The sequence below is a fragment of the Blastococcus sp. CT_GayMR19 genome, from assembly GCF_004570385.1.
GTDB lineage: Bacteria > Actinomycetota > Actinomycetes > Mycobacteriales > Geodermatophilaceae > Blastococcus_B.
In genome coordinates this window covers 105543-123334 of the sequence record NZ_SPQL01000008.1, presented here as the reverse complement: position 1 = coordinate 123334, position 17792 = coordinate 105543, and the positions used below count along the sequence as shown (strand labels likewise).

General features: G+C 72.4%; 20 protein-coding genes and 1 riboswitch. Of the genes, 14 read left to right on the top strand and 6 right to left on the bottom strand.

Going from position 1 to position 17792, the window contains the following annotated elements; all coding sequences use genetic code 11:
* Window positions 1-20: 20 nt before the first annotated feature.
* Window positions 21-545 (bottom strand): hypothetical protein, encoded by a 525-nt coding sequence (locus tag E4P39_RS12930; protein ID WP_135136989.1) that lies wholly within the window; start codon window positions 543-545, stop codon window positions 21-23.
* A gap of 61 nt (window positions 546-606) precedes the next feature.
* On the opposite strand from E4P39_RS12930, the gene E4P39_RS12925 reads away from it, so the two are divergent.
* The 10 genes from E4P39_RS12925 to E4P39_RS12885 all read left to right on the top strand — a co-directional run bounded on the left by E4P39_RS12925 (window position 607) and on the right by E4P39_RS12885 (window position 7486).
* On the top strand, window positions 607-1125 hold the full coding sequence (locus tag E4P39_RS12925; protein WP_135136988.1) for a hypothetical protein: 519 nt from the start codon (window positions 607-609) through the stop codon (window positions 1123-1125).
* A complete protein-coding gene (locus tag E4P39_RS12920; RefSeq protein ID WP_209306516.1) occupies window positions 1059-1862 on the top strand; it encodes a plasmid pRiA4b ORF-3 family protein in 804 nt (267 codons plus the stop codon). The genes E4P39_RS12925 and E4P39_RS12920 overlap by 67 nt, the downstream gene beginning before the upstream one ends.
* Window positions 1863-2179: 317 nt before the next feature.
* Window positions 2180-2860, top strand: coding sequence for a DUF4253 domain-containing protein (locus tag E4P39_RS22365; RefSeq protein WP_167761835.1), 681 nt, complete (start codon window positions 2180-2182; stop codon window positions 2858-2860).
* 29 nt (window positions 2861-2889) lie between these two features.
* Window positions 2890-3090, top strand: coding sequence for a CopG family transcriptional regulator (locus E4P39_RS12910; protein ID WP_245159810.1), 201 nt, complete (start codon window positions 2890-2892; stop codon window positions 3088-3090).
* Window positions 3087-3458: a Fic family protein gene (locus tag E4P39_RS12905; protein WP_135136985.1), complete on the top strand. Its 372-nt coding sequence runs from the start codon at window positions 3087-3089 to the stop codon at window positions 3456-3458. The genes E4P39_RS12910 and E4P39_RS12905 overlap by 4 nt, the downstream gene beginning before the upstream one ends.
* A 168-nt stretch (window positions 3459-3626) precedes the next feature.
* Window positions 3627-4196 carry a hypothetical protein gene (locus E4P39_RS22360; RefSeq protein WP_167761833.1) on the top strand — a complete coding sequence of 190 codons (570 nt, stop codon included), beginning with the start codon at window positions 3627-3629 and terminating at the stop codon, window positions 4194-4196.
* A gap of 10 nt (window positions 4197-4206) precedes the next feature.
* Window positions 4207-4908, top strand: a complete 702-nt coding sequence (locus tag E4P39_RS12895; RefSeq protein WP_135136984.1) for a response regulator transcription factor — start codon at window positions 4207-4209, stop codon at window positions 4906-4908.
* On the top strand, window positions 4905-6005 hold the full coding sequence (locus tag E4P39_RS12890; protein WP_135136983.1) for a ScyD/ScyE family protein: 1101 nt from the start codon (window positions 4905-4907) through the stop codon (window positions 6003-6005). The genes E4P39_RS12895 and E4P39_RS12890 overlap by 4 nt, the downstream gene beginning before the upstream one ends.
* A 242-nt stretch (window positions 6006-6247) precedes the next feature.
* Window positions 6248-6412 (top strand): hypothetical protein, encoded by a 165-nt coding sequence (locus E4P39_RS22355; protein ID WP_167761831.1) that lies wholly within the window; start codon window positions 6248-6250, stop codon window positions 6410-6412.
* 123 nt (window positions 6413-6535) lie between these two features.
* Window positions 6536-7486: a D-2-hydroxyacid dehydrogenase family protein gene (locus tag E4P39_RS12885; RefSeq protein WP_135136982.1), complete on the top strand. Its 951-nt coding sequence runs from the start codon at window positions 6536-6538 to the stop codon at window positions 7484-7486.
* Between the two features lie 314 nt (window positions 7487-7800).
* On the opposite strand, the gene E4P39_RS12880 is transcribed toward E4P39_RS12885, so the two are convergent.
* A complete protein-coding gene (locus tag E4P39_RS12880; RefSeq protein WP_135136981.1) occupies window positions 7801-8820 on the bottom strand; it encodes an NADPH:quinone reductase in 1020 nt (339 codons plus the stop codon).
* Window positions 8821-9444: 624 nt separating this feature from the next.
* On the opposite strand from E4P39_RS12880, the gene E4P39_RS12875 reads away from it, so the two are divergent.
* A complete protein-coding gene (locus E4P39_RS12875) occupies window positions 9445-9771 on the top strand; it encodes a GYD domain-containing protein (protein ID WP_135136980.1) in 327 nt (108 codons plus the stop codon).
* Window positions 9772-10026: 255 nt separating this feature from the next.
* Here E4P39_RS12875 and E4P39_RS12870 read toward each other — a convergent pair whose 3' ends face one another.
* The 3 genes from E4P39_RS12870 to E4P39_RS12860 all read right to left on the bottom strand — a co-directional run bounded on the left by E4P39_RS12870 (window position 10027) and on the right by E4P39_RS12860 (window position 14270).
* Window positions 10027-11355 carry a DUF1524 domain-containing protein gene (locus E4P39_RS12870; protein WP_245159800.1) on the bottom strand — a complete coding sequence of 443 codons (1329 nt, stop codon included), beginning with the start codon at window positions 11353-11355 and terminating at the stop codon, window positions 10027-10029.
* A 184-nt stretch (window positions 11356-11539) separates the two neighbouring features.
* Window positions 11540-11971, bottom strand: a complete 432-nt coding sequence (locus E4P39_RS12865) for a C40 family peptidase (RefSeq protein WP_135136979.1) — start codon at window positions 11969-11971, stop codon at window positions 11540-11542.
* A gap of 102 nt (window positions 11972-12073) precedes the next feature.
* Window positions 12074-12232: riboswitch (cyclic di-AMP (ydaO/yuaA leader) on the bottom strand.
* 316 nt (window positions 12233-12548) lie between these two features.
* Window positions 12549-14270 (bottom strand): alpha/beta fold hydrolase, encoded by a 1722-nt coding sequence (locus tag E4P39_RS12860; RefSeq protein ID WP_135136978.1) that lies wholly within the window; start codon window positions 14268-14270, stop codon window positions 12549-12551.
* 286 nt (window positions 14271-14556) lie between these two features.
* On the opposite strand from E4P39_RS12860, the gene E4P39_RS12855 reads away from it, so the two are divergent.
* Window positions 14557-15243 carry a maleylpyruvate isomerase family mycothiol-dependent enzyme gene (locus E4P39_RS12855; protein WP_209306515.1) on the top strand — a complete coding sequence of 229 codons (687 nt, stop codon included), beginning with the start codon at window positions 14557-14559 and terminating at the stop codon, window positions 15241-15243.
* Window positions 15244-15405: 162 nt separating this feature from the next.
* Window positions 15406-16533, top strand: coding sequence for a DUF3048 domain-containing protein (locus tag E4P39_RS12850; protein ID WP_245159799.1), 1128 nt, complete (start codon window positions 15406-15408; stop codon window positions 16531-16533).
* 5 nt (window positions 16534-16538) lie between these two features.
* On the opposite strand, the gene E4P39_RS12845 is transcribed toward E4P39_RS12850, so the two are convergent.
* Window positions 16539-17438, bottom strand: coding sequence for an SMP-30/gluconolactonase/LRE family protein (locus E4P39_RS12845; RefSeq protein WP_135136976.1), 900 nt, complete (start codon window positions 17436-17438; stop codon window positions 16539-16541).
* Between the two features lie 69 nt (window positions 17439-17507).
* On the opposite strand from E4P39_RS12845, the gene E4P39_RS12840 reads away from it, so the two are divergent.
* Complete coding sequence (locus tag E4P39_RS12840; protein WP_135136975.1) at window positions 17508-17723, top strand: hypothetical protein; 216 nt, start codon at window positions 17508-17510, stop codon at window positions 17721-17723.
* Window positions 17724-17792: the final 69 nt, after the last annotated feature.

The following is a 17792-nucleotide window of genomic DNA, read 5'->3' as shown; positions in this document are numbered from 1 at the left end:
CGGAGGTCTTCCCTTGCCGTCTACGGCTGGCCGGCCGTACGCGCGCCGCGGAGCCGCACGCCGGCGCCCCAACGGCAGGCAGCGGGATCGCTCGCGACCGGAGCCAGGTTGCCCGTGTCGATCGCGATCACCTGATCCCACGCCGGCCCGACACCGAACCGGAGGACGTCGCCGAGGTCGCCGGTGAGTACGACGTCCCGGGTCGTCGCCAGCTCGTCCAGCACGGAATCGCAGTCGGCGGCTCCGCACGCGCAGCCGTCGTCGGCCGCGTAGCGCCCCCAGACCATGACGGTCACCCGTTCACCGGGAGCGGTTCCGTGCAGCCGGTGCTCCTTGCCAAACCTGCCGGCCGCAGCCTCGTCGAGCGTGCGGCCGTCCGTGGCCAGCACCTCGACCCGGCAGAGCACTCCCTCGGTCACGCCCATGCCGGGTCCGGGGCCGTGTAGCACCCGCAACGTGCCTGCGGCACCACTGTCGGCGAACCGGCGGTCATCGCCGTCGGTGTAGTCGTACGGGTATTTCCCGGCCTTCCGACGCCGGCCCATGGCTGCACCTCGCTCCGATCTCCCGAACGGAAGTCTGGCCCGAACTGGCACGCTTCGGAACGTGCGCCCCGACCTTGCCGAGCTGCTCGACGCGCTGCGCCGCTCGCGCCGGCCCCGGCTGCTCCGGCTGATCGAGGAAGCCGGACTCGACGCCGGGCCACCCGCTCCCGAGCCTGTCGTCGTGGAGCCCTACCGCTGGTTCCTCGCCCGCCTCGGAGACGGCGTGAAGCTCACCGGGGCGGGTCACCTTCCGCCGGCGCTCGTCGCCGACATCATGCGGTCGCTCGGCTGGGATGCCGACTGGCCGGGAACGAACACCCGCGAGCACCTCACCGTTCCCGTGGCCGAGCTGCGGGACATGGCACGACGACTCGGCCTCGTCCGCGTCCACCGGGGTCGACTGCTGCCGACCACCATGGGAAACGGCGACTCGCCGACGACCCGGTCGGCTTGTGGCGTCACCTGGCGGCGCGCCTGCCTCTGGCGCGAGATGACGCCGACCGCGTCGCGGGTTTGCTCTGGCTGCTCGCGGTCGCCGCCGGTCGCCACCACGCCGAGGACGTCGTGGCCGACGGCCTGACCGCGCTCGGCTGGGTCGCGGGTTCGGGTCGGCCGCTCGACCGCACGACGGCGTTCTTCGCCGTCCGCGACACCACCTGGGTGGTCTTCGCCCGGCTCGGCGTCCTCGGCACCCGGCGCGATCGCGACGCACCACCGACGCCGTCCGCCGTGGCCCTCGCCCGTGCCGCGCTGCTCCACGAGGAACCGCCGGCACCGGTCAAGAGCCTGCCCGCCGTCGAGCTCACCGTCCGCCTCCGGGACGTCGAGCCGCCGGTGTGGCGGCGCATCGTCGCTCCCGAGCGCACGACGCTGGCCGACCTGCACGGCATCCTCCAGGCCGCCATGGGCTGGCAGGACGCCCATCTGTGGCTGTTCGAGCTCGACGGCGTCCGCTACGGCGAGATCGAGAATATGGACGACTTCGGCGACCCACGAGCAGTCTCCGTCGGTTCTATCGCCGACGGCACCTCCTTCCGCTACGACTACGACTTCGGCGACGGCTGGGAGCACGACATCCGTGTCGAGAACCACCGGACAGCCGAGGCGCCGGCGTGCCTGGACGGCGCCCGCGCCTGCCCGCCGGAGGACTGCGGCGGTGCGCCCGGCTATGAGCACCTGCTGGACGTCGCCGCGGATCCTGGCCATCCCGAGCGCACCGAGCTGCTGGACTGGCTCGGCGGCCCGTTCGATCCCGAGGCGTTCGACGCTGCCCAGGCGACCGCACGCATGCGACGGCGGCGGACCCGGCGGTCCTGAGCCGAAAACTGGGAGATGTCGAGGGCTGCCGACCCGACCGCGCCTGTGGAAACACGCACCGCGGGGGTGTCCCCCGGTGTCACCCTCTCCGCGTGCATTCACCCCTTGGCCGGCCGCACCTCGGCGCCCTCCACTCGAATCGGCTGGCCGAGGTGGCCGTCCTGCCGGCCTCTGCTCCGCGAGCCTGTCAGCCCGGCCTGCTGCCTCCCGCCGGTCCCGCACGTCTCGGTCGGGTCGTGCTGGGTCCGGGTCGCCCGGTCCCCGCGAGCGGATCGCGAGCCGGGGGGCAGGCGGTTCTCTGGCTGTCCGACGCCGCCGTGACCGATCCCGCGTCGCTCTGGTGGGCCCTCGCCGAGCAGTTCCCGACCACGGGGCTGTGGCCGCTTCTGCTGCACTTCCTGGAGGGCGAATCCGGCAGGCCGTGGGAGGTCGGCGAGTTCGATCCAGTCGACGAGGCAGAGATCGATGCACTCGACCCACGCCAGGTGCTCGAGACCGGCTGGCACGACGGCGTCGTCCCGATCGACAACCCTTGGCCGCCGGGAACCGGGCCGCTGGCACCGTTCGGCTCGAGGTTCCCGGGGCTCGCGCCGCCGGGGCCCGAGACAGATGCTGTTGCGGTCGAGCTGCCGGCCGGTGGTCGGGCGCGCATCGCCCTGGTCAGCTGTCGGCATCCGGCGGACGCCGTGGCGCTCATCGGCTGGACCGGTGCCGTCAACGTCCGGCCGGCACCAGAGGTCTCCGTCGTCCTGCGCAGCTGGGAGGACCGGTTCGGCGCGATCCTGGTCGGCCTCGGCTTTGCCACGATGACGCTGCTGGTCACCCGACCTCCGACGCAGGCCAAAGACGCCCTCCACCTGGCGGCCGAAGTGGCGGCCTTCTGCCCGGATGCGCTCTGGCAGCCGGAGGAGCAGTGGCCGTACGAGCCACGGGACGCAACTCTCGCCGCACTGTGCCGTCTGGTGCGCGAGCCCGTCTGGCGGCTGTGGTTCGACTGATACCAATCTGATACCATCCGGCCGTGGCTATGACTCTGCGTACCGACGATGAACTGGACAAGGCGCTCTCCGCTCTCGCCGCCGCGGAGGGGACTTCGCGGCAGGAGATCGTCCGCCGCGCTGTCCTCGAGCGCTATGAGCGCAGCCGTCACTCCGCACGAGTGCAGCAGAGTTCCGAACGGCTGATGGACCGGTGGAGCGATGTTCTCCACCGCCTGGGCTCCGTGTGAGCGAGACCGAATATCTCGACCTGGAAGATCTGCTGGGCCTGGTTCGGGCACTGGACACCGGTCCGGTCCGGGATGTGGGACTGCTCGATTCGGCCGCGGGTCGTCCCCGGGCAGGAGCGTTCGGTGAGGACGCCTACCCGACCCTCGCGCTGAAGGCTGCGGCATTGCTGCACTCGCTGGCCCGGAACCATTCGCTCGTGGACGGCAACAAGAGGCTGAGCTGGTTGGCGACCGTCGTCTTCCTGGACCTCAATGGTCATGCCCCGGGAATCGGGGACGACGACGCCTTCCAGTTGGTCATGGACGTCGCCGCCGGGGCTGCGGATGTCGAGGAGATCGCCGACCGGCTCAGCATCGCCCCGAGCTGACCTCCCCTGGGCCGTCGCTCGGCTGCAGAGCTGCTCCGGTGCCGTCAGAACCTGCGTTCAGCCCGGAGCGATCAGGACCGGTGCCTCACGACACCGGGACATGTCCGCCGACACCGTGTTCCTCGGCCCCGGCGGGACGGACTCACCGGGCGAAGGAGTGGACACCTGATGACTTCACAGCCCGTCGCGACCATCAACGGCTCGACCCGCGACGTCCCCGTACCCCGCCCCGCACCGTTCGGACGGCGCACCGCCGTCGTCGCCCTCACCGTCGGCGCGACCCTCAACCTCGCCGAGGCGCTCGTCGGCCGCATTGTCGGTCAGAGCGCGTCGGTCGAAGGCACGCTCGCGGCCTGGGAGGCCAGCCGCACGCTCGCCACCCTCGGCCTCGTCGCCGGCACGCTGGCCGTGCCGTTCCTGCTGCCGGCCCTCGTCGCCATGGCCCAGCTGGTCCGGCCGCGCATGCCGCGACTCGGCACGAGCGCCATGGTCGTCGGCTACACCGGTGGCCTCGGCTTCCTCGGCATCCACGCCGCCTCGATCGTCGACCACGCGGCCGTCGAGCAGTCCGACCGGGAGGCGATGGTCGCGCTGCTCGAGTCGGCGCAGGGCAGCGGGCTCGCCCTGACAGCGGTCTGGACGTCGTCGCCGAGGCGGCCGACGGTCCGGCGGCCGTCGACGCCGTCGTCGCGACCCGCCCCGACGTGGCCCTGCTCGACCTGCAGATGCCGGGGCTGACCGGCGCGAGGTGACCAGGCGGCTGGCCGAGGTCGCGCCGGAGACGCGGGTGCTCGTGCTGACGATGATCGAGGCCGACGAGACGGTGCTGGCCGCCATCCGCGCCGGCGCCTGGGGCTATCTGCTCAAGGGCGCGGGCCAGGAGCAGATCGAGCGCGCCGTCCGCGCCGTCGCCGACGGCCAGGTCGTCTACGGGGCGGGCGTCGCCGAGCGGGTCATGGCCTTCTTCACCGCCCGGTCGAGCAGCGCCGTCACCCCGTTCCCACAGCTGTCCGAGCGGGAGCGGGAGGTGCTTCGGCTCGCCGCGGAGGGACGCGGCAACGCGGACATCGCCCGTCGGCTGTTCCTGTCCGAGAAGACGGTGCGCAACCACGTCTCCAGCATCTTCGCCAAGCTCGGCGTCACCGACCGCGCCTCGGCCGTGGCCCGCGCGCGACGCGGGCCTCGGGGGACCGACCACGGACGTCGGGGGCCGTTGACCCTCGGCCGTGCTCGCTCCACGGTCGCTGACCCGCCCGGCGGCGGTGGCGCTCCGGTCCGCCCACCTCACGGGGCGCGACGGCACGCGTGGTCCGTCGACCGCCGCAATCCCGTCGGCACACAAGCCCTTGAGCGAACCTCGCAGGTAACGAAAGCGTCACGGCCGTCCTGCCAATTTTCAAGTACCGCAGTCGAGGAGAGACCGATGAGCCGCCTGGGAACGATCCGATGAGGCGTTGGGGAGCGGCCGCGGTCGCGGCAAGCGTCGTCGCGCTGGGCATGTCGCCGTCGGTGGCGCTCGCCGACGAACACGACGGCGCCACGACCGTGGCCGAGGGCCTGGGCGGCCCCCGGCAGCTCAACGGCTACGAGGGCGACGACCTCGTCGTGGCCGAGTCCGACACCGGCGAGGTGTCGCGGGTAGGCCTCGACGGTGAGGTGGAGACGCTCCTCAGCGACCTGCCCATCCCGCAGGGCGTGGACTACCAGGACGGCAAGCTCTACGTCACTCTCGGCGAGGCCGGTCCCGACGAGAGCGGCGAAGCACCGCCGGAGCCGGTCGAGGGCGAGCCGCGCGGGTCCACGGTGGTCGTCGCCGAGCCGGGCGGGGACATCGAGGAGACCTACGACCTGCTCGAGTACGAGCTCGAGAACAACCCCGACGAGCAGCCGCAGTTCGCCGAGGACGGGACGCCCTTCGACGCGCTGTCCAACCCCTTCTCGGTGCTGGTGCAGGAGGACCGCATCCTCGTCGCCGACGCCGGAGCGAACGCCCTGCTGGCCATCGACCGGGACAGTGGCGAGATCAGCACCCTGTTCGTGCCGCCGGTGGTCACGCCGGAGGAGGTGCCGGAATGTGCCGAGGCGCAGGCCAACCCCGACGTGGAGGGCTGCGACCCCGTGCCCACCGGCATCGACGAGGAGAACGGCAAGCTCTACCTCAGCACCCTCGGTGCGGAGGCCCCTGGGGCCGCCCGGGTCTACGTGCTCGACCAGGACGGTGAGGAGATCCGGCGGATCGAGGATCTGACCAGCATCACCGGTCTCGCCGTGGACGACAACGGCGACGTGTACGTCTCCGAGCTGTTCTACAACGCTCCCGAGGGCGAGCCGGGGCCGGACTTCGACCCGACCCCCGTCGGCCGGGTCGTGCAGGTCGAGGCGGACGGCGACCGCGAGGCCGCGGCCGTCACCCTTCCCTCGGGTCTGGAGTTCGAGGACGGCGAGCTGTACGCGTCCGCGTGGAGCGTCGCCATCTTCCTGGGGCTCGAGGACAGGGGCGAGGTGGTCCACGTCGGCGACGACGCGTTCCACGACATCGAGGAGTGACCGAACGGCGTCCCCCCGGCGGAACGCCGGGGGGACGCCGTTCCTCGTCGAGCCTCCGACGCGGAACCTTCGGCCGCCGTCGGGCGTGCTCTGAGCAAGGGCGGCCGGACGCCGCCCGGACCTCGCGCGTGGCGCCGTCGCTGCACAGCGCCGTGCGGCCGTCGCCACGGACGGGTGCACAGTGGTTGGCGCATGTCCCTCCGGGGCACGGAAGCGTCCAACCGAACAGAAGGAGGCCGAACATGGCAGGGATGCTCAGGAAGCTGCTGGCGTCGGGCGTTGCGGCGAAGGTGATCCAGGAAGCCCGCAAGCCGGCGAACCAGGCCAAGATCAAGAAGGCCATCGCGGACTTCCAGAACAAGCGTGGCGGCGGCGGCACCCGCCCCGGCGGCACCACCCGCTACTGATCGCCGCCCTCGGCTCCGCGCCGAGGGACGAAGGACCTCGACCCCTGCCCGGACCCTCTGTCCGGGCAGGGGTCGGTCCGTTCCGGGGAGCGGGCGAGCGCCGTGTCGAGTAGACCCGAGCGCATGCACCGCATCGCCGTCCTCGACGACTACCAGTCCGTCGCGGCCACCTTCACCGACTGGTCGCAGGTCCCCGAGCCGGTCGAGGTCGTCGAGTTCTCCGACCACCTGGCCGACGAGGACGCCCTGGCCGCCCGCCTCGAGCCCTTCGACGTCGTCGTCGCCATGCGGGAGCGCACCCCGTTCCCGCGCTCCCTGCTCAGTCGCCTGCCCAACCTCAGGCTCTTGGTCACTACGGGCGCCAAGAACGCGTCCATCGACAAGGACGCCGCCCGCGAGCTCGGCATCACCGTCTGCGGCACCGGCGCGCATCCCACCGGCCCGGTCGAGCTGACCTGGGCGCTGATCCTGGCGGCAGCGCGCCACCTGCCGCAGGAGGACGCGAACGTCCGAGCCGGGGGCTGGCAGCAGACCGTCGGCACCGACCTCGCCGGCGCCACCCTCGGCGTCGTCGGGCTCGGCCGGCTGGGGGAGAAGGTCGCCCGCATCGGCGGTGCCTTCGGCATGGACGTCGTCGCCTGGAGCCAGAACCTCACCGCCGAGCGCGCCGCCGAGGTCGGCGTCCGGCGGGTCACGAAGGACGAGCTGCTCAGCACCTCGGACGTCGTCACGATCCATCTGCAGCTGTCCGACCGCACCCGTGGCCTGATCGGCGCGCCGGAGTTCGCGCTGATGAAGCACACCGCGATCCTCGTCAACACCTCGCGCGGGCCGATCGTCGACGAAGCGGCGCTCCTCGACGCGCTGCGCGACGACCAGATCGCCGGTGCCGCTCTCGACGTCTTCGACACCGAGCCGCTCCCGGACGACCATCCGCTGCGCCGCGAGCCGCGCGCCGTCCTCACCCCGCACCTCGGCTACGTCACCAAGGCGACCTACGAGGTCTTCTACCGGGGCGCCGTCGAGGACGTCGCCGCCTTCCTGGCCGGGGCGCCCATTCGGGTCATCACCTGACTCATGCCAGGCAAAGGGCCTGCTGAACTGCGTCAGTGTGGCCATCCCGTCCGCGATCGGACGACAAGGCGCGAGGGGTCTCTCCGATGGCGCGCGGGCTGGCGTGCGAGCCCACAGTGGTGCGCTGCCGGGTGGACGCCATCACCCCCGCGCATCGAGGAGCTCTCGGTCGAGCCCGCTGCGTCCGTTGGCACCTCTGTTCCGTGCTAGGGGCGGTGTCGTACGCGACCTGCGGAAGTGTGGTGCGACCTTCGACAAGGCGTGCCCAAGGGCGGTCTACGACCACGTCATCGGGAAGGTCGTCGGCTCACCTCTCACGCAACGTCGATGAGCACCTTCCCGACCGCGCCGCCCTCGACGGCGGCGTGTGCCTCCGCCGTGCGTTCCAGCGGGTACCGGTGCAGGGGCAAACCCGCCTCCGCGCCGACTCGCAGTGCGCCTGCGGCCAAAGCCGCCGTCACGTCCACGATCGCGCGCCGCTTCGCGGCTTCCGGCACCGTGTAGAGAAGGATGAACTGCCAGCGCACGTTCCGGAACATGAACGGGCGGATCGGGAGGGTCATCTGCTCGCCGCCGTTGTTTGCGTACACGGAGACGGTGCCGGCGTTTGCGAGGACTTGCTCGTTGAGCGCGGCGTTGATGCTCGGCGCGACCTCGACGACAACGTGTACGCCGTTGGGCGCGATCGCGCGGATCGCATCGGCGGCCCCCTCCTCCCGATAGTTCACGACGTGGTGCGCGCCTGCGGCCGCCGCGAGTTCGGCCTTTTGATCACTGGACACGGTAGTGATCACCGTGGCTCCGGCCCAGCGCGCGAGCTCGATCGCTGCGTGCCCGACCGCGCCTGCCCCGCCCGCGACGAGGACGGCCCTACCGTGCAGCGCGCCGGGGACGAGGTGCTCCGGCCCGTCCTCGGCGACGGTCAGACAGCGATGCGCGGTGATTGCCGGAACGCCGAGGCTCGCCCCGAGGTCGAACGACGCGCGCTCGGGCAGCGGCACGACGTTGCGAACCGGCAGCACGACGTACTCCTGCGCCGTGCCGTCCGCACGCTGCCACGCCGACTCCCACAACCAGACGCGCTGCCCCACGGCCAGGTCCTCGACCTCGGGGCTCACGGCGTCGACCACTCCCGCCCCGTCCTGGTTCGGCACGCGTGCCGAAGCCGGTGCCGCGCCGAAACCTGCGCCGGTGCGGGCCTTCCAGTCCGTCGGGTTCACCCCGGAGACGTGGACACGCACGCGCACCTCGCCGCTTCCTGGCTCGGGTATGGGCCGTTCGGTGAGCCGCAGGACCTCGGGTCCGCCGGTCTCTTCGAAGATGATCGCCTTCATGTCCCCTGCAATCCGTGGGCGTCGTTTCCCAGTGCGAGGAGCTTCTCATCGGGCCCGTCGGGGCTCACCACGAGGAGCAGCTGCAGCCGCCTGACCCGGGCCTGCCCCTCTTCCGCGACCCACGCTTATACGCACAGACGACACTGCCGTCGTAGACCGCCTGCCACCACAGGCTGCCCAGGACGGCTTCGTCGTCCAGAGCCCCCCAATCGTCACCGCCTCGCCTGCAGCTGGTCAGCGATCCGCCAGCGGGACACGCGCCCTCCGTGTCCGGACCGTATCGCGCTGTCACGGCGGCGACTCAGCGCTGCACAGGTGACAACCTGTGCAGTAGGTCGACGTCGGAGCCGTTGCGCCCCCTTTCGCGGTAGAGGGCGTCGATGTGCTGGGTACGGCGAGGAGAGGCGTAGCTCCGGCTGTCGGCGTCGATCAGCTCCGCGCGGGTGCGTTCCCTCACACGGACGTCGCGCCGGATTCGCTCTCGATACACACCGCCGCGGCGACTCTTACGTCCAGAACGATGCGTCGGAGGAAACCTCCGTCGCGCCGCGCTCCCGGGCCTCGCAATGGGTGGTGCACCTCGTTAGCGTCGACCGGGTCTATGTGCGGGAAGGAGGCGGGAGGATGGCCAAGTTCATGTGGCACGGGTCCTACTCAGAGCGAGGCGCCAAGGCGCTCGCCGAGGAGGGTGGGACGAAAAGGCGTGCCGGGGTCGAACAGGCGGTCAAGGCGATGGGCGGCACGCTCGAGTCGATGCACTTCGCGTTCGGCGACGACGACTACTACGCAATCGTTGATCTGCCGGACAACGTGTCAGGGGCCGCGATCAGCCTGGCAACGGCGCTCGCCGGCGCAGTGCGAATCAAGACCGTGGTGCTGCTGACGGCCGAGGACCTCGATGAGGCGGCGAGGCGGGCCCACGAGTATCGGGGGCCAGGCGCTCGCGGATGAACTCGTAGGTCTCTCAGCGTCACTGCGTGAAGGCAGATGAGGTCAGCGCCGTGGCCCGGTGGACCGGGCCACGGCGGAGAGCCGCAGCCCCTTCGACTGGGTGCAAACCGCCGGTCACCACGACGACGAGCTGAATCGACGCCAAGCTGGGCCAGGGGCGGCTACGTCTCCCGCGAGGATCATCGGGCATGTCCTCGGATGGCATCCCGGTCGTCAGGCTCACGTCCATCCGAAGACCTGCCGATAGAGCTTCGGCTACGACTCGCAACCGATTCCGTCCCCGTCCCGGTCGAGGTGCGTTCCGTAGCCGGGCTCGCCGCGTCGGACCGGTGCGGCTCCCGCGGCCTTCGCCGCTGTGCAGTTGGCATAGGCGGTCGCCACGGGCGCAGGTGCCGGCACGGGGGCAGGCGCCGGAGCGGGAACCGGGACCGGGATCGGGGCGGGTGCCCGTCGAGGGGCAGGCGCCGGAGCCGGGGCGGCCGCCGGAGTCGGGGCGGGTGCGGATGTCTGAACCCGCTCAGGAACCTGAGCGACGACGCCGCCGGGCAGCGGTTCGGCCGGGCAGGACGCGAGCACCGTGGCGATGGCGTTCTTCTCCGGCTGGGTCATCCAGAGCCCGTAGGTCACCTTGACCGCCACCTGGCGCGCCACGTAGGCGCAGCGGTAGGCCTTGTTCGGGGGCAGCCAGGTGGCCGCGTCGCCGTCCCCCTTCTGCATGTTCAGCGGACCGTCGACGGCGAGCAGGTTCAGCGGGTCGTTGGCGAAGGCGGTCCGGCGGGCCTTGTCCAGCCGCTGGGCGCCCTTCTGCCAGGCGTCGGACAGCGCGACGACATGGTCGATCTGCACGTCGTCACTGGTGTCCTGGCCCCGGAGGAAGCTGATCGATCGGGCCGAGTACGGGTCCGCCAGCAGACCGGTCAGGACGACGCAGTCGCGGGTGCCCGGCTTGAAGGTCTCGCCCGTGAGGTCGCGAGCGAGGACGTCGTTGCGGGTGTCGCAGCCGTTCCGGTCGGTGTCGACCCAGCCCGACCCGAAGTTGTCCCGGTCGTAGCCGGTCCGGGGCGCCCGGCCCGCGACCCCGACGGCCGCGAGGGCGGCGAGGGCAGTCGTGCGATCGGCGGCCTCGACGGCCGTTTCCGTCGCGCCGTCGCTCAGCAGTCCTGTGGTCGAACCGACCAGCGCGTCGGCCGCGGCTGCCGACTCCGCGGTCTCGAGGTGGGCCAGCACGGCCTCGGCGCGCTCGGCCTCCGCGTCGGGCGACAGGGTCGGCGTGGCCGACGCCGTGGCTGCGGTCGCGGCCGACGAGGCGGCCGTGGGGAGGGTCGGGGTGGCGGTCGCCGTCCCCACCAGGAGGGCCGCCAGCCCGGCGGCCGCCAGGACCCCGCCGATCCTGCGGGTGGAGATGAACGCCCAGCGGGCATGCCCGGCGATCGCGGCGCCGAGGCCCACGAGCACGGCTGCCACACCGAGCATCAGCAGGCCGCCGCCCACACCCGAGGTGGCGATCCCGGCGACGACGAGCAGCAGCACGACCGCTGCGACGACACCGATGACGGTCCATCGCGCCGTGGATCGACCAGCCATGAGCTTCCTCCAAAACCGGAACGAGAACGGTTCGGAAGCTACGGCGACCGGCGGTCGGACGGCCGGTGCGACACGGAGGGAACCCCCGTGCGTCACTCGCGGGCACGACAGTCACTCGTGACGCGGCTGAGTGCCCGGCAGGGTGCTCCGCCGCGCGCGCGACCGGAGCACCCTGCCGATCGGATCAGGCGAGGCGGCGCGCCCCCGAGAACGGCATGTAGCCGATGTCGGTGACCTTCACGACGTCACCGCTGGTCGGCGCGTGCACCATCTGACCGTTGCCGATGTAGATGCCGACGTGGCTGATCGGGCTGTAGAAGAAGACCAGGTCGCCGGGCTGCAGATCGCCGTGTGCCACCAGCGCCCCGACACCCGCCTGCATCCGCGAGGAGTGCGGCAGGCCGATCCCCGCGGCCCCGTAGGCGTACTGGGTGAGGCCCGAGCAGTCGAAGCCGTTCGGACCGGCGGCGCCCCACACGTAGGGCTTGCCGAGCTGAGCCAGGGCCGTGTCGACGGCGACCTGCGCGGCCGCCGTGGGGGCGACGACCGCGGCCGACTGCACCGCGACGGGTGCCGCGGCCGGCGCCGCGAGCGCGGGCAGGGGAGTGAGCGCCATACCGGCGCCGACGGTGAGGGCGATCGCCGCGCGGCGTCCCAAGGAAAGGGGACGACGAGCGGATGAGGACGTGCGTGTAGTCGTCACGGACGACGGTTCTCCTGTTCTCCACGAAACCGCCTACCGAGTTAGCTGACGGGTTCGGGCGGGGAGGACGCCCGGCGCTCCCGGCTCGTGCCGGTGCGCGCTTCACCCCAGTGCTGCGGTGGGTCCCCGGTCCGGGGCGGCTGAGGCCGCTGCCCGGTTCGGCGGTGGTCGGCGGGGTGTCACCCGTGTGCGGTGACGGTTGGGCCCCTGGCCGGTCCGCGACGACGGTATGTGCCCTGCGCGCGTGCTGCAGGACGACCGGAACGGCTCGACCAGCCCCGAAGATGCTGTGACCCGCCGTTCTGCCTTGGCACTTGTTGCGGGGATGACCTCGGCGGACTCCTGCCGACCGTTCAGACCCCTGCCCCCGGACCGACCCGCAAGGCCGGCCATGCTGAACTGCGCGTTCCCGGCGCGGCGGAACACCGCGTCACGGAGTCGGTGCGGTCACGCGCTCGCAGAGGGAGCAGCGGGCAGGAGCAGTGAGTGGTCAGGCCGGGACACGGTCGAGGACGTAGGAGCCCGGCGCCGACTCCAGCGGCGGGTGCTCGGCGCTGCCCAGCTCGGTCCGTGCGGGCACCTCGTCGCCGGACTTCTCGACCGTCCAGGGCGCCCACGATTCCCACCAGCTGCCGCTGTGCTTCTCGGCCGCCTCGCGCCAGGCCTCCGGGTCGGGCCCGGCATCCCCGCCCGTGTAATAGAACATCTTCGGGTTGCCCGGCGGATTGACCAGGCTCTGGATGTGGCCGCTCGAGCTCAGGACGAACGTCGACGGCCCGGACAGCAGCTGCGTCGTCCGGTAGCAGCCGGTCCACGGGGTGAGGTGGTCGGTGGTCGCGCCGGTGACGAAGGTCGGCACCGTGATCCGGCCGAGGTCGACCGGCGTGCCCAGCACCGTCATCTCGCCCGGACGGACCAGCTTGTTGTCGCGGAAGATCTCCAGGAACTGCTCGTGCAGGGCGGCCGGCAGATTCGTCCCGTCGACGCTCCAGGCGAGGATGTCGAAGGCGGGCGGGTCCTCACCCATCAGCCACTGGCGCACGAGGTAGTTGAAGATCAGGTCGTCGGGACGCATCCAGGTGAAGACGGCGCCCATCGACCGGGCGGTGATGACGCCCCGGGCGCGCGACGACCGCCGCGCGAGGCCCACCATGCGCGCCCCGGAGAACGCCCCGATCGGTGCCCGGGTCGCGAAGTCCAGCAGCGTGACGGCGTAGGCGGCGCTGTGCACGCTGTCGTCACCGGTGGCCGCCAGGTGGTTGAGCACCGTCGTCATCACGATGCCGCCGGCGCAGAACCCCAGCGTGTTCACGTCCGGCGACCCGGTGACCTCCTTCGCCACCCCGATCGCCCGGCGCACGCGCTCGGCGTAGGTGTCGAGGTCCCACTCGGCCTGTTGCGGCATGGGGTTCCGCCAGCTGACCATGAACACCGTCAGTCCCTGGCCGACGGCGTACTCGACGAAGCTGCGTCCCGGCCGCAGGTCGAGGAAGTAGAAGCGGCCGATCGGCGGCGGCACGATCACCAGCGGCCGCTCCCGCACCATGGGCGTCGACGGCGCGTACTGGATGAGCTCGATGACCTCGTCCCGGTACACCACCTGGCCGGGGGTGACGCCGAGGTCCTCGCCCACGGTGAACGCGGAGCGGTCGGTCTGCGACGGCAGCCCGCCGTTGTGCAGCAGGTCGCCGACCATGTTGCGGACGCCCCGGACGACACTCTTGCCGCCGGTGTCGATGACCTTCTTCAGCGCCGCCGGGTTGCCGGGCAGCGTGTTCGTCGGGGCGAGCGCACTCACCAGGGCGTTGGCGGCGAAGCGGGCCTTCTCCACGTCCCGCCAGTCGGCGCCGGCGGCCTCGTAGTCGTCGACCAGCCGGGTCAGCGCCCCGCCCAGGGTGACGTAGGCCTGCGCCACCCGGCGGTACGCCGGATTGGACTGCCACGCCGGGTCGGCGAAGCGCTTGTCGCGCTCCGACGGGCCGACGTCGTCGGTGCCGCGGACGATCTTCACGACGTCCCGGCCCACCCGGGCCGCCTCCCGGGCGAGGGGGCGCGGCCGGGCGACCGCGGCGAGCAGCCCGCCGGCCAGGCCACGCGCGGTCGGGACGGGCACGGGCTCGGCGCCGTCCAGCGGCACGTCCGGGTCGCGGTCGGCCACCGGCTCGGCCCGGTTCGGGTCGGCGCGGTCGGCGGAACTCTCGACGGCCGACATGGCGCCTCCCGGTGTGCACCCGCGTGGAGCCCGGAAGCTACCCCGATCGCCGGGCCGGAACCAGGCGGGATGGGGTGGTCCATCAGTCGGGGGGATGGACGGTCCGGTTCACGTCGTCCCTCCGTCTGCTCGCCGGGCCCGGCCAGGACGGACACAAGCGGCGTCACCGCCCCGCGCCGCCGCCTCCCGACCGGGTCGCCCGGACCATCGCATCGTCCGAGTGGGCGGTCCGACGCCCGCGTCACCTAGATTTCCCAGGCGTGACCGCACGAACGGGGACGACCCCGTGACCGAGCCCCAGGTGCTGCTCTGGTGGGCGGACAGCGAACTCGCCGTCGCCGGCCGCCTCGACGCGCTGACCGACGACGACCTGGCTGCTCCGTCCGGCCTGCCCGGCTGGTCGCGGGCCCACGTCGTCGCGCACCTGGCCCGCAATGCCGACGCGCTGGTCAACCTCCTGACCTGGGCGCGGACCGGCGTCGAGACGCCGATGTACCCCTCCCGGGAGGCGCGCGACGCCGGCATCGCCGCCACCGCGGAGGAGCTCCCGGAGGAGCTCCGCGCCGACTACGCGGCCGCCTGCGCTCGGCTCGCCGTCGCCATCGAGACGATGCCCGCCTCGGCATGGACGGCGGAGGTGCGCAACATGCAGGGCCGCACGGTGCCGGCGACCGACGTGCCGTGGTTGCGCGCCAAGGAGATGTGGGTGCACGGCGTCGACCTGCGCGCCGGGCTCTCCTTCGACGACCTCCCGCCCGCCTTCTGCGTCGCGCTCGTCGACGAGGTCCTCGGCCTGTTCGCCGGCCGCGGCGAGGCCCCGGACGTGACGATCGTGGCGATCGACGTCGACCGCACGTGGGGCTCCGGCACGGCGCGGGTCGAGGGCCCGGTGACGGCGGTCGCGGCCTGGCTCACCCGCGCCGACGCCTCCGGTCTGACCGGCGAGGTCCCGGCACCGCCCGCCTGGCTCTGACGAGCGGAATCCGCCCGACGGACCGAGGGTGCATCCTCCCCGGCTCGTCGCCGGTTTGGCTTGTCTCTCCCTGCCTCCTGCCGAAAACAGGATCGGGAGCGGCGCACGAGCTCGTGCGCCCCCACCCCGTCCGTACGGCTCGTCGAGGCAGGAGTGCGCCCCGTGGATCGCTCCGCCGCAGCACGCCCCGGCAGGGCCCGCCGCACGGCGAAGCCGTCCCGGCCTCGTTACCTCGCCGCGGCACTGATGCTGAGCCTGGCGCTGGGCGTCTCGGCCGCCTGCGCCGCGCAGGTCGTGACCCCGGACGCCGCGCCCACCCCGTCGTCGACCCCGAAGGCCACGCCGACACCCACGCCCGCTCCACCGCCCCCGCCCCCGCCCCCGCCGGTCTACTGGCCGCTGACCGGGATCGAGAGCGGCCCGGTCCCCGCCCGACCGGCGCTCGCGGTCAAGATCGAGAACTCCGCCGACGCGCGCCCCCAGACCGGTCTCAACGCCGCCGATCTGGTGTGGGAGGAGGTGGTCGAGGGCGGGATCACCCGCTTCGTCGCCGTCTACCACTCCATCCTGCCGCCGCAGATCGGCCCGGTCCGGTCGGTTCGGCCGATGGACCCCGCCATCGCCGCGCCGCTGCACGGGCTGTTCGCCTTCTCCGGGGGGCAGCAGCCCTTCGTCGACTCCGTCGCGGCCGCCGGGCTCCAGGTCATCAGCTACGACCAGGGCGCGGGCGGGTTCTACCGGCTGAACGGCCGGCACGCGCCGCACAACATCTACGCCGATCCCGCCGCGTTCCTCGCCCAGGCCGACGCCGCGCACCTGGCCGCCCCGGCCGCGCAGTTCACCATCGCCGCCCCGGACCAGCTGCCGAGCGCCATGGTCGCCGGCACCCCCGCCGCCGCGGTGCGGCTGAAGCTCTCCGGCCTCAGCTCGCCGACGTGGACGTGGAGCCCGCCCGACAACCGATGGCTGCGCGCCGAGCGCTCCACCCCGTCGGTCGAGGCCGACGGCACCCGGCTGCGCGCCGACAACGTCGTGGTGCTGCGGGTCGCCGTCGTCAACACGCGGTTCACCGACGCGGCCGGCAACCCGGTGCCGGAGACCCAGATGGTCGGTTCGGGCGAGGCGCTCGTCGCCTCCGGTGGCCACACGCTCGCCGCCACCTGGTCCAAGAACTCGGCCGGCGAGCCGGTGGTCCTGACCGGTGCGGACGGACAGCCCGTCCAGCTCACCCCGGGCACCACCTGGGTCGAGCTCGTACCGAACCGGAGCGGCTCGGTGGCCGTCGGCTGACGCGGTCAGGGCAGTCCGGCGTGCGGCACCTCGACGTCGACCGCCAGGAGCACGGCCTCCCGCACCGGCGCCCGCGTGTGCTCGAGGAAGTCCGGCGCGCAGCAGAGCAGCAGGGTCCGGCCGTCGTCCCCACCGAGGGCGCAGGCGAACACGCCGAGCCCCTCCGGCGCGGCGATCTCCTCGGCGACCGTGGCCCCCTCGGCCACCCGCAGCACCCGGCCGTTCTTCCCGTCGGCCACCCAGAGGTACCCGTCGGCGTCGAGCGTGCAGCCGTCGGGGGCGACGTCGAGCCCACCGAGGACCTCGCCCAGCGACCCGCCGGCCGGCTCCGGCCCGAACTCCGCCCACGTCCGCCGGTTGCTCAGCGACCCGTCAGCGGCCAGGTCGAAGGCGGTGACCCGGTTGCCCAGCGTCTCGTCGACGAGCAAGGTGCCGCCGTCCGGCGTGATCGCCATCCCGTTCGGCGTCCACATCCGCTCGGCGACGACGGTCACCGTGCCGTCCGGGTCGACCCGCTTCAGCGACGTCGGCTCCGGTGTCGCCATGGCCATCAGGTCGAAGGCGAGGTCACCGACGAACACGTGCCCGTGCGTGTCGACGACGAGGTCGTTGAGGTGCCCGCCGCAGTGCTCGGTCAGATCGGCCAGCGTGGTCGTCGAGCCGTCGGCGACGCGCAGCAGCCGGCGGTCCTTCATCGAGGTGACGATCAGCGCGCCGTCCGGCATCCAGCCCAGCCCCGACGGCTGGCCCTCCACCTCCAGGACGACGGATTCCGCGCCGTCCGGCGTCACCGTGCTGACCGTGCGCCGGTAGAAGTCCGACACCCACCAGGTGCCCTCGTGCCACCGCGGGCCCTCGAAGAAGCTGCCGCCCTCGAACACGGTCCTGAACTGCCGATTCGTCATGAGCGGACGGTAAAGGAGCTCCGGGCCGGCTGCTTGCATGCAGTTCGAGGCGACCCCTGCTATTCATGCATGGCGGTGTCCATGACCATCCACGACGTACCGGACCACACGCGGGACGTGCTCGCCGCGCGGGCCGGCATGTCGCTGCAGGAGTACGTGCGGGCCGAACTCAACGCGCTGGCGGAGCGGCCATCTCCCGACGAGTTCTGGGAGCGGGTGCGTACCACCGGCACTCGGCTGCCCGCCGACGTCATCCTCGAGGCGCGAGACCTCGACCGTCGATGACGCTCGTCGTCGACGCCTCGGCCGTCCTGGACGAGATGTCGCGGCGCTCGCCCACGAGGAGCTCGTCGA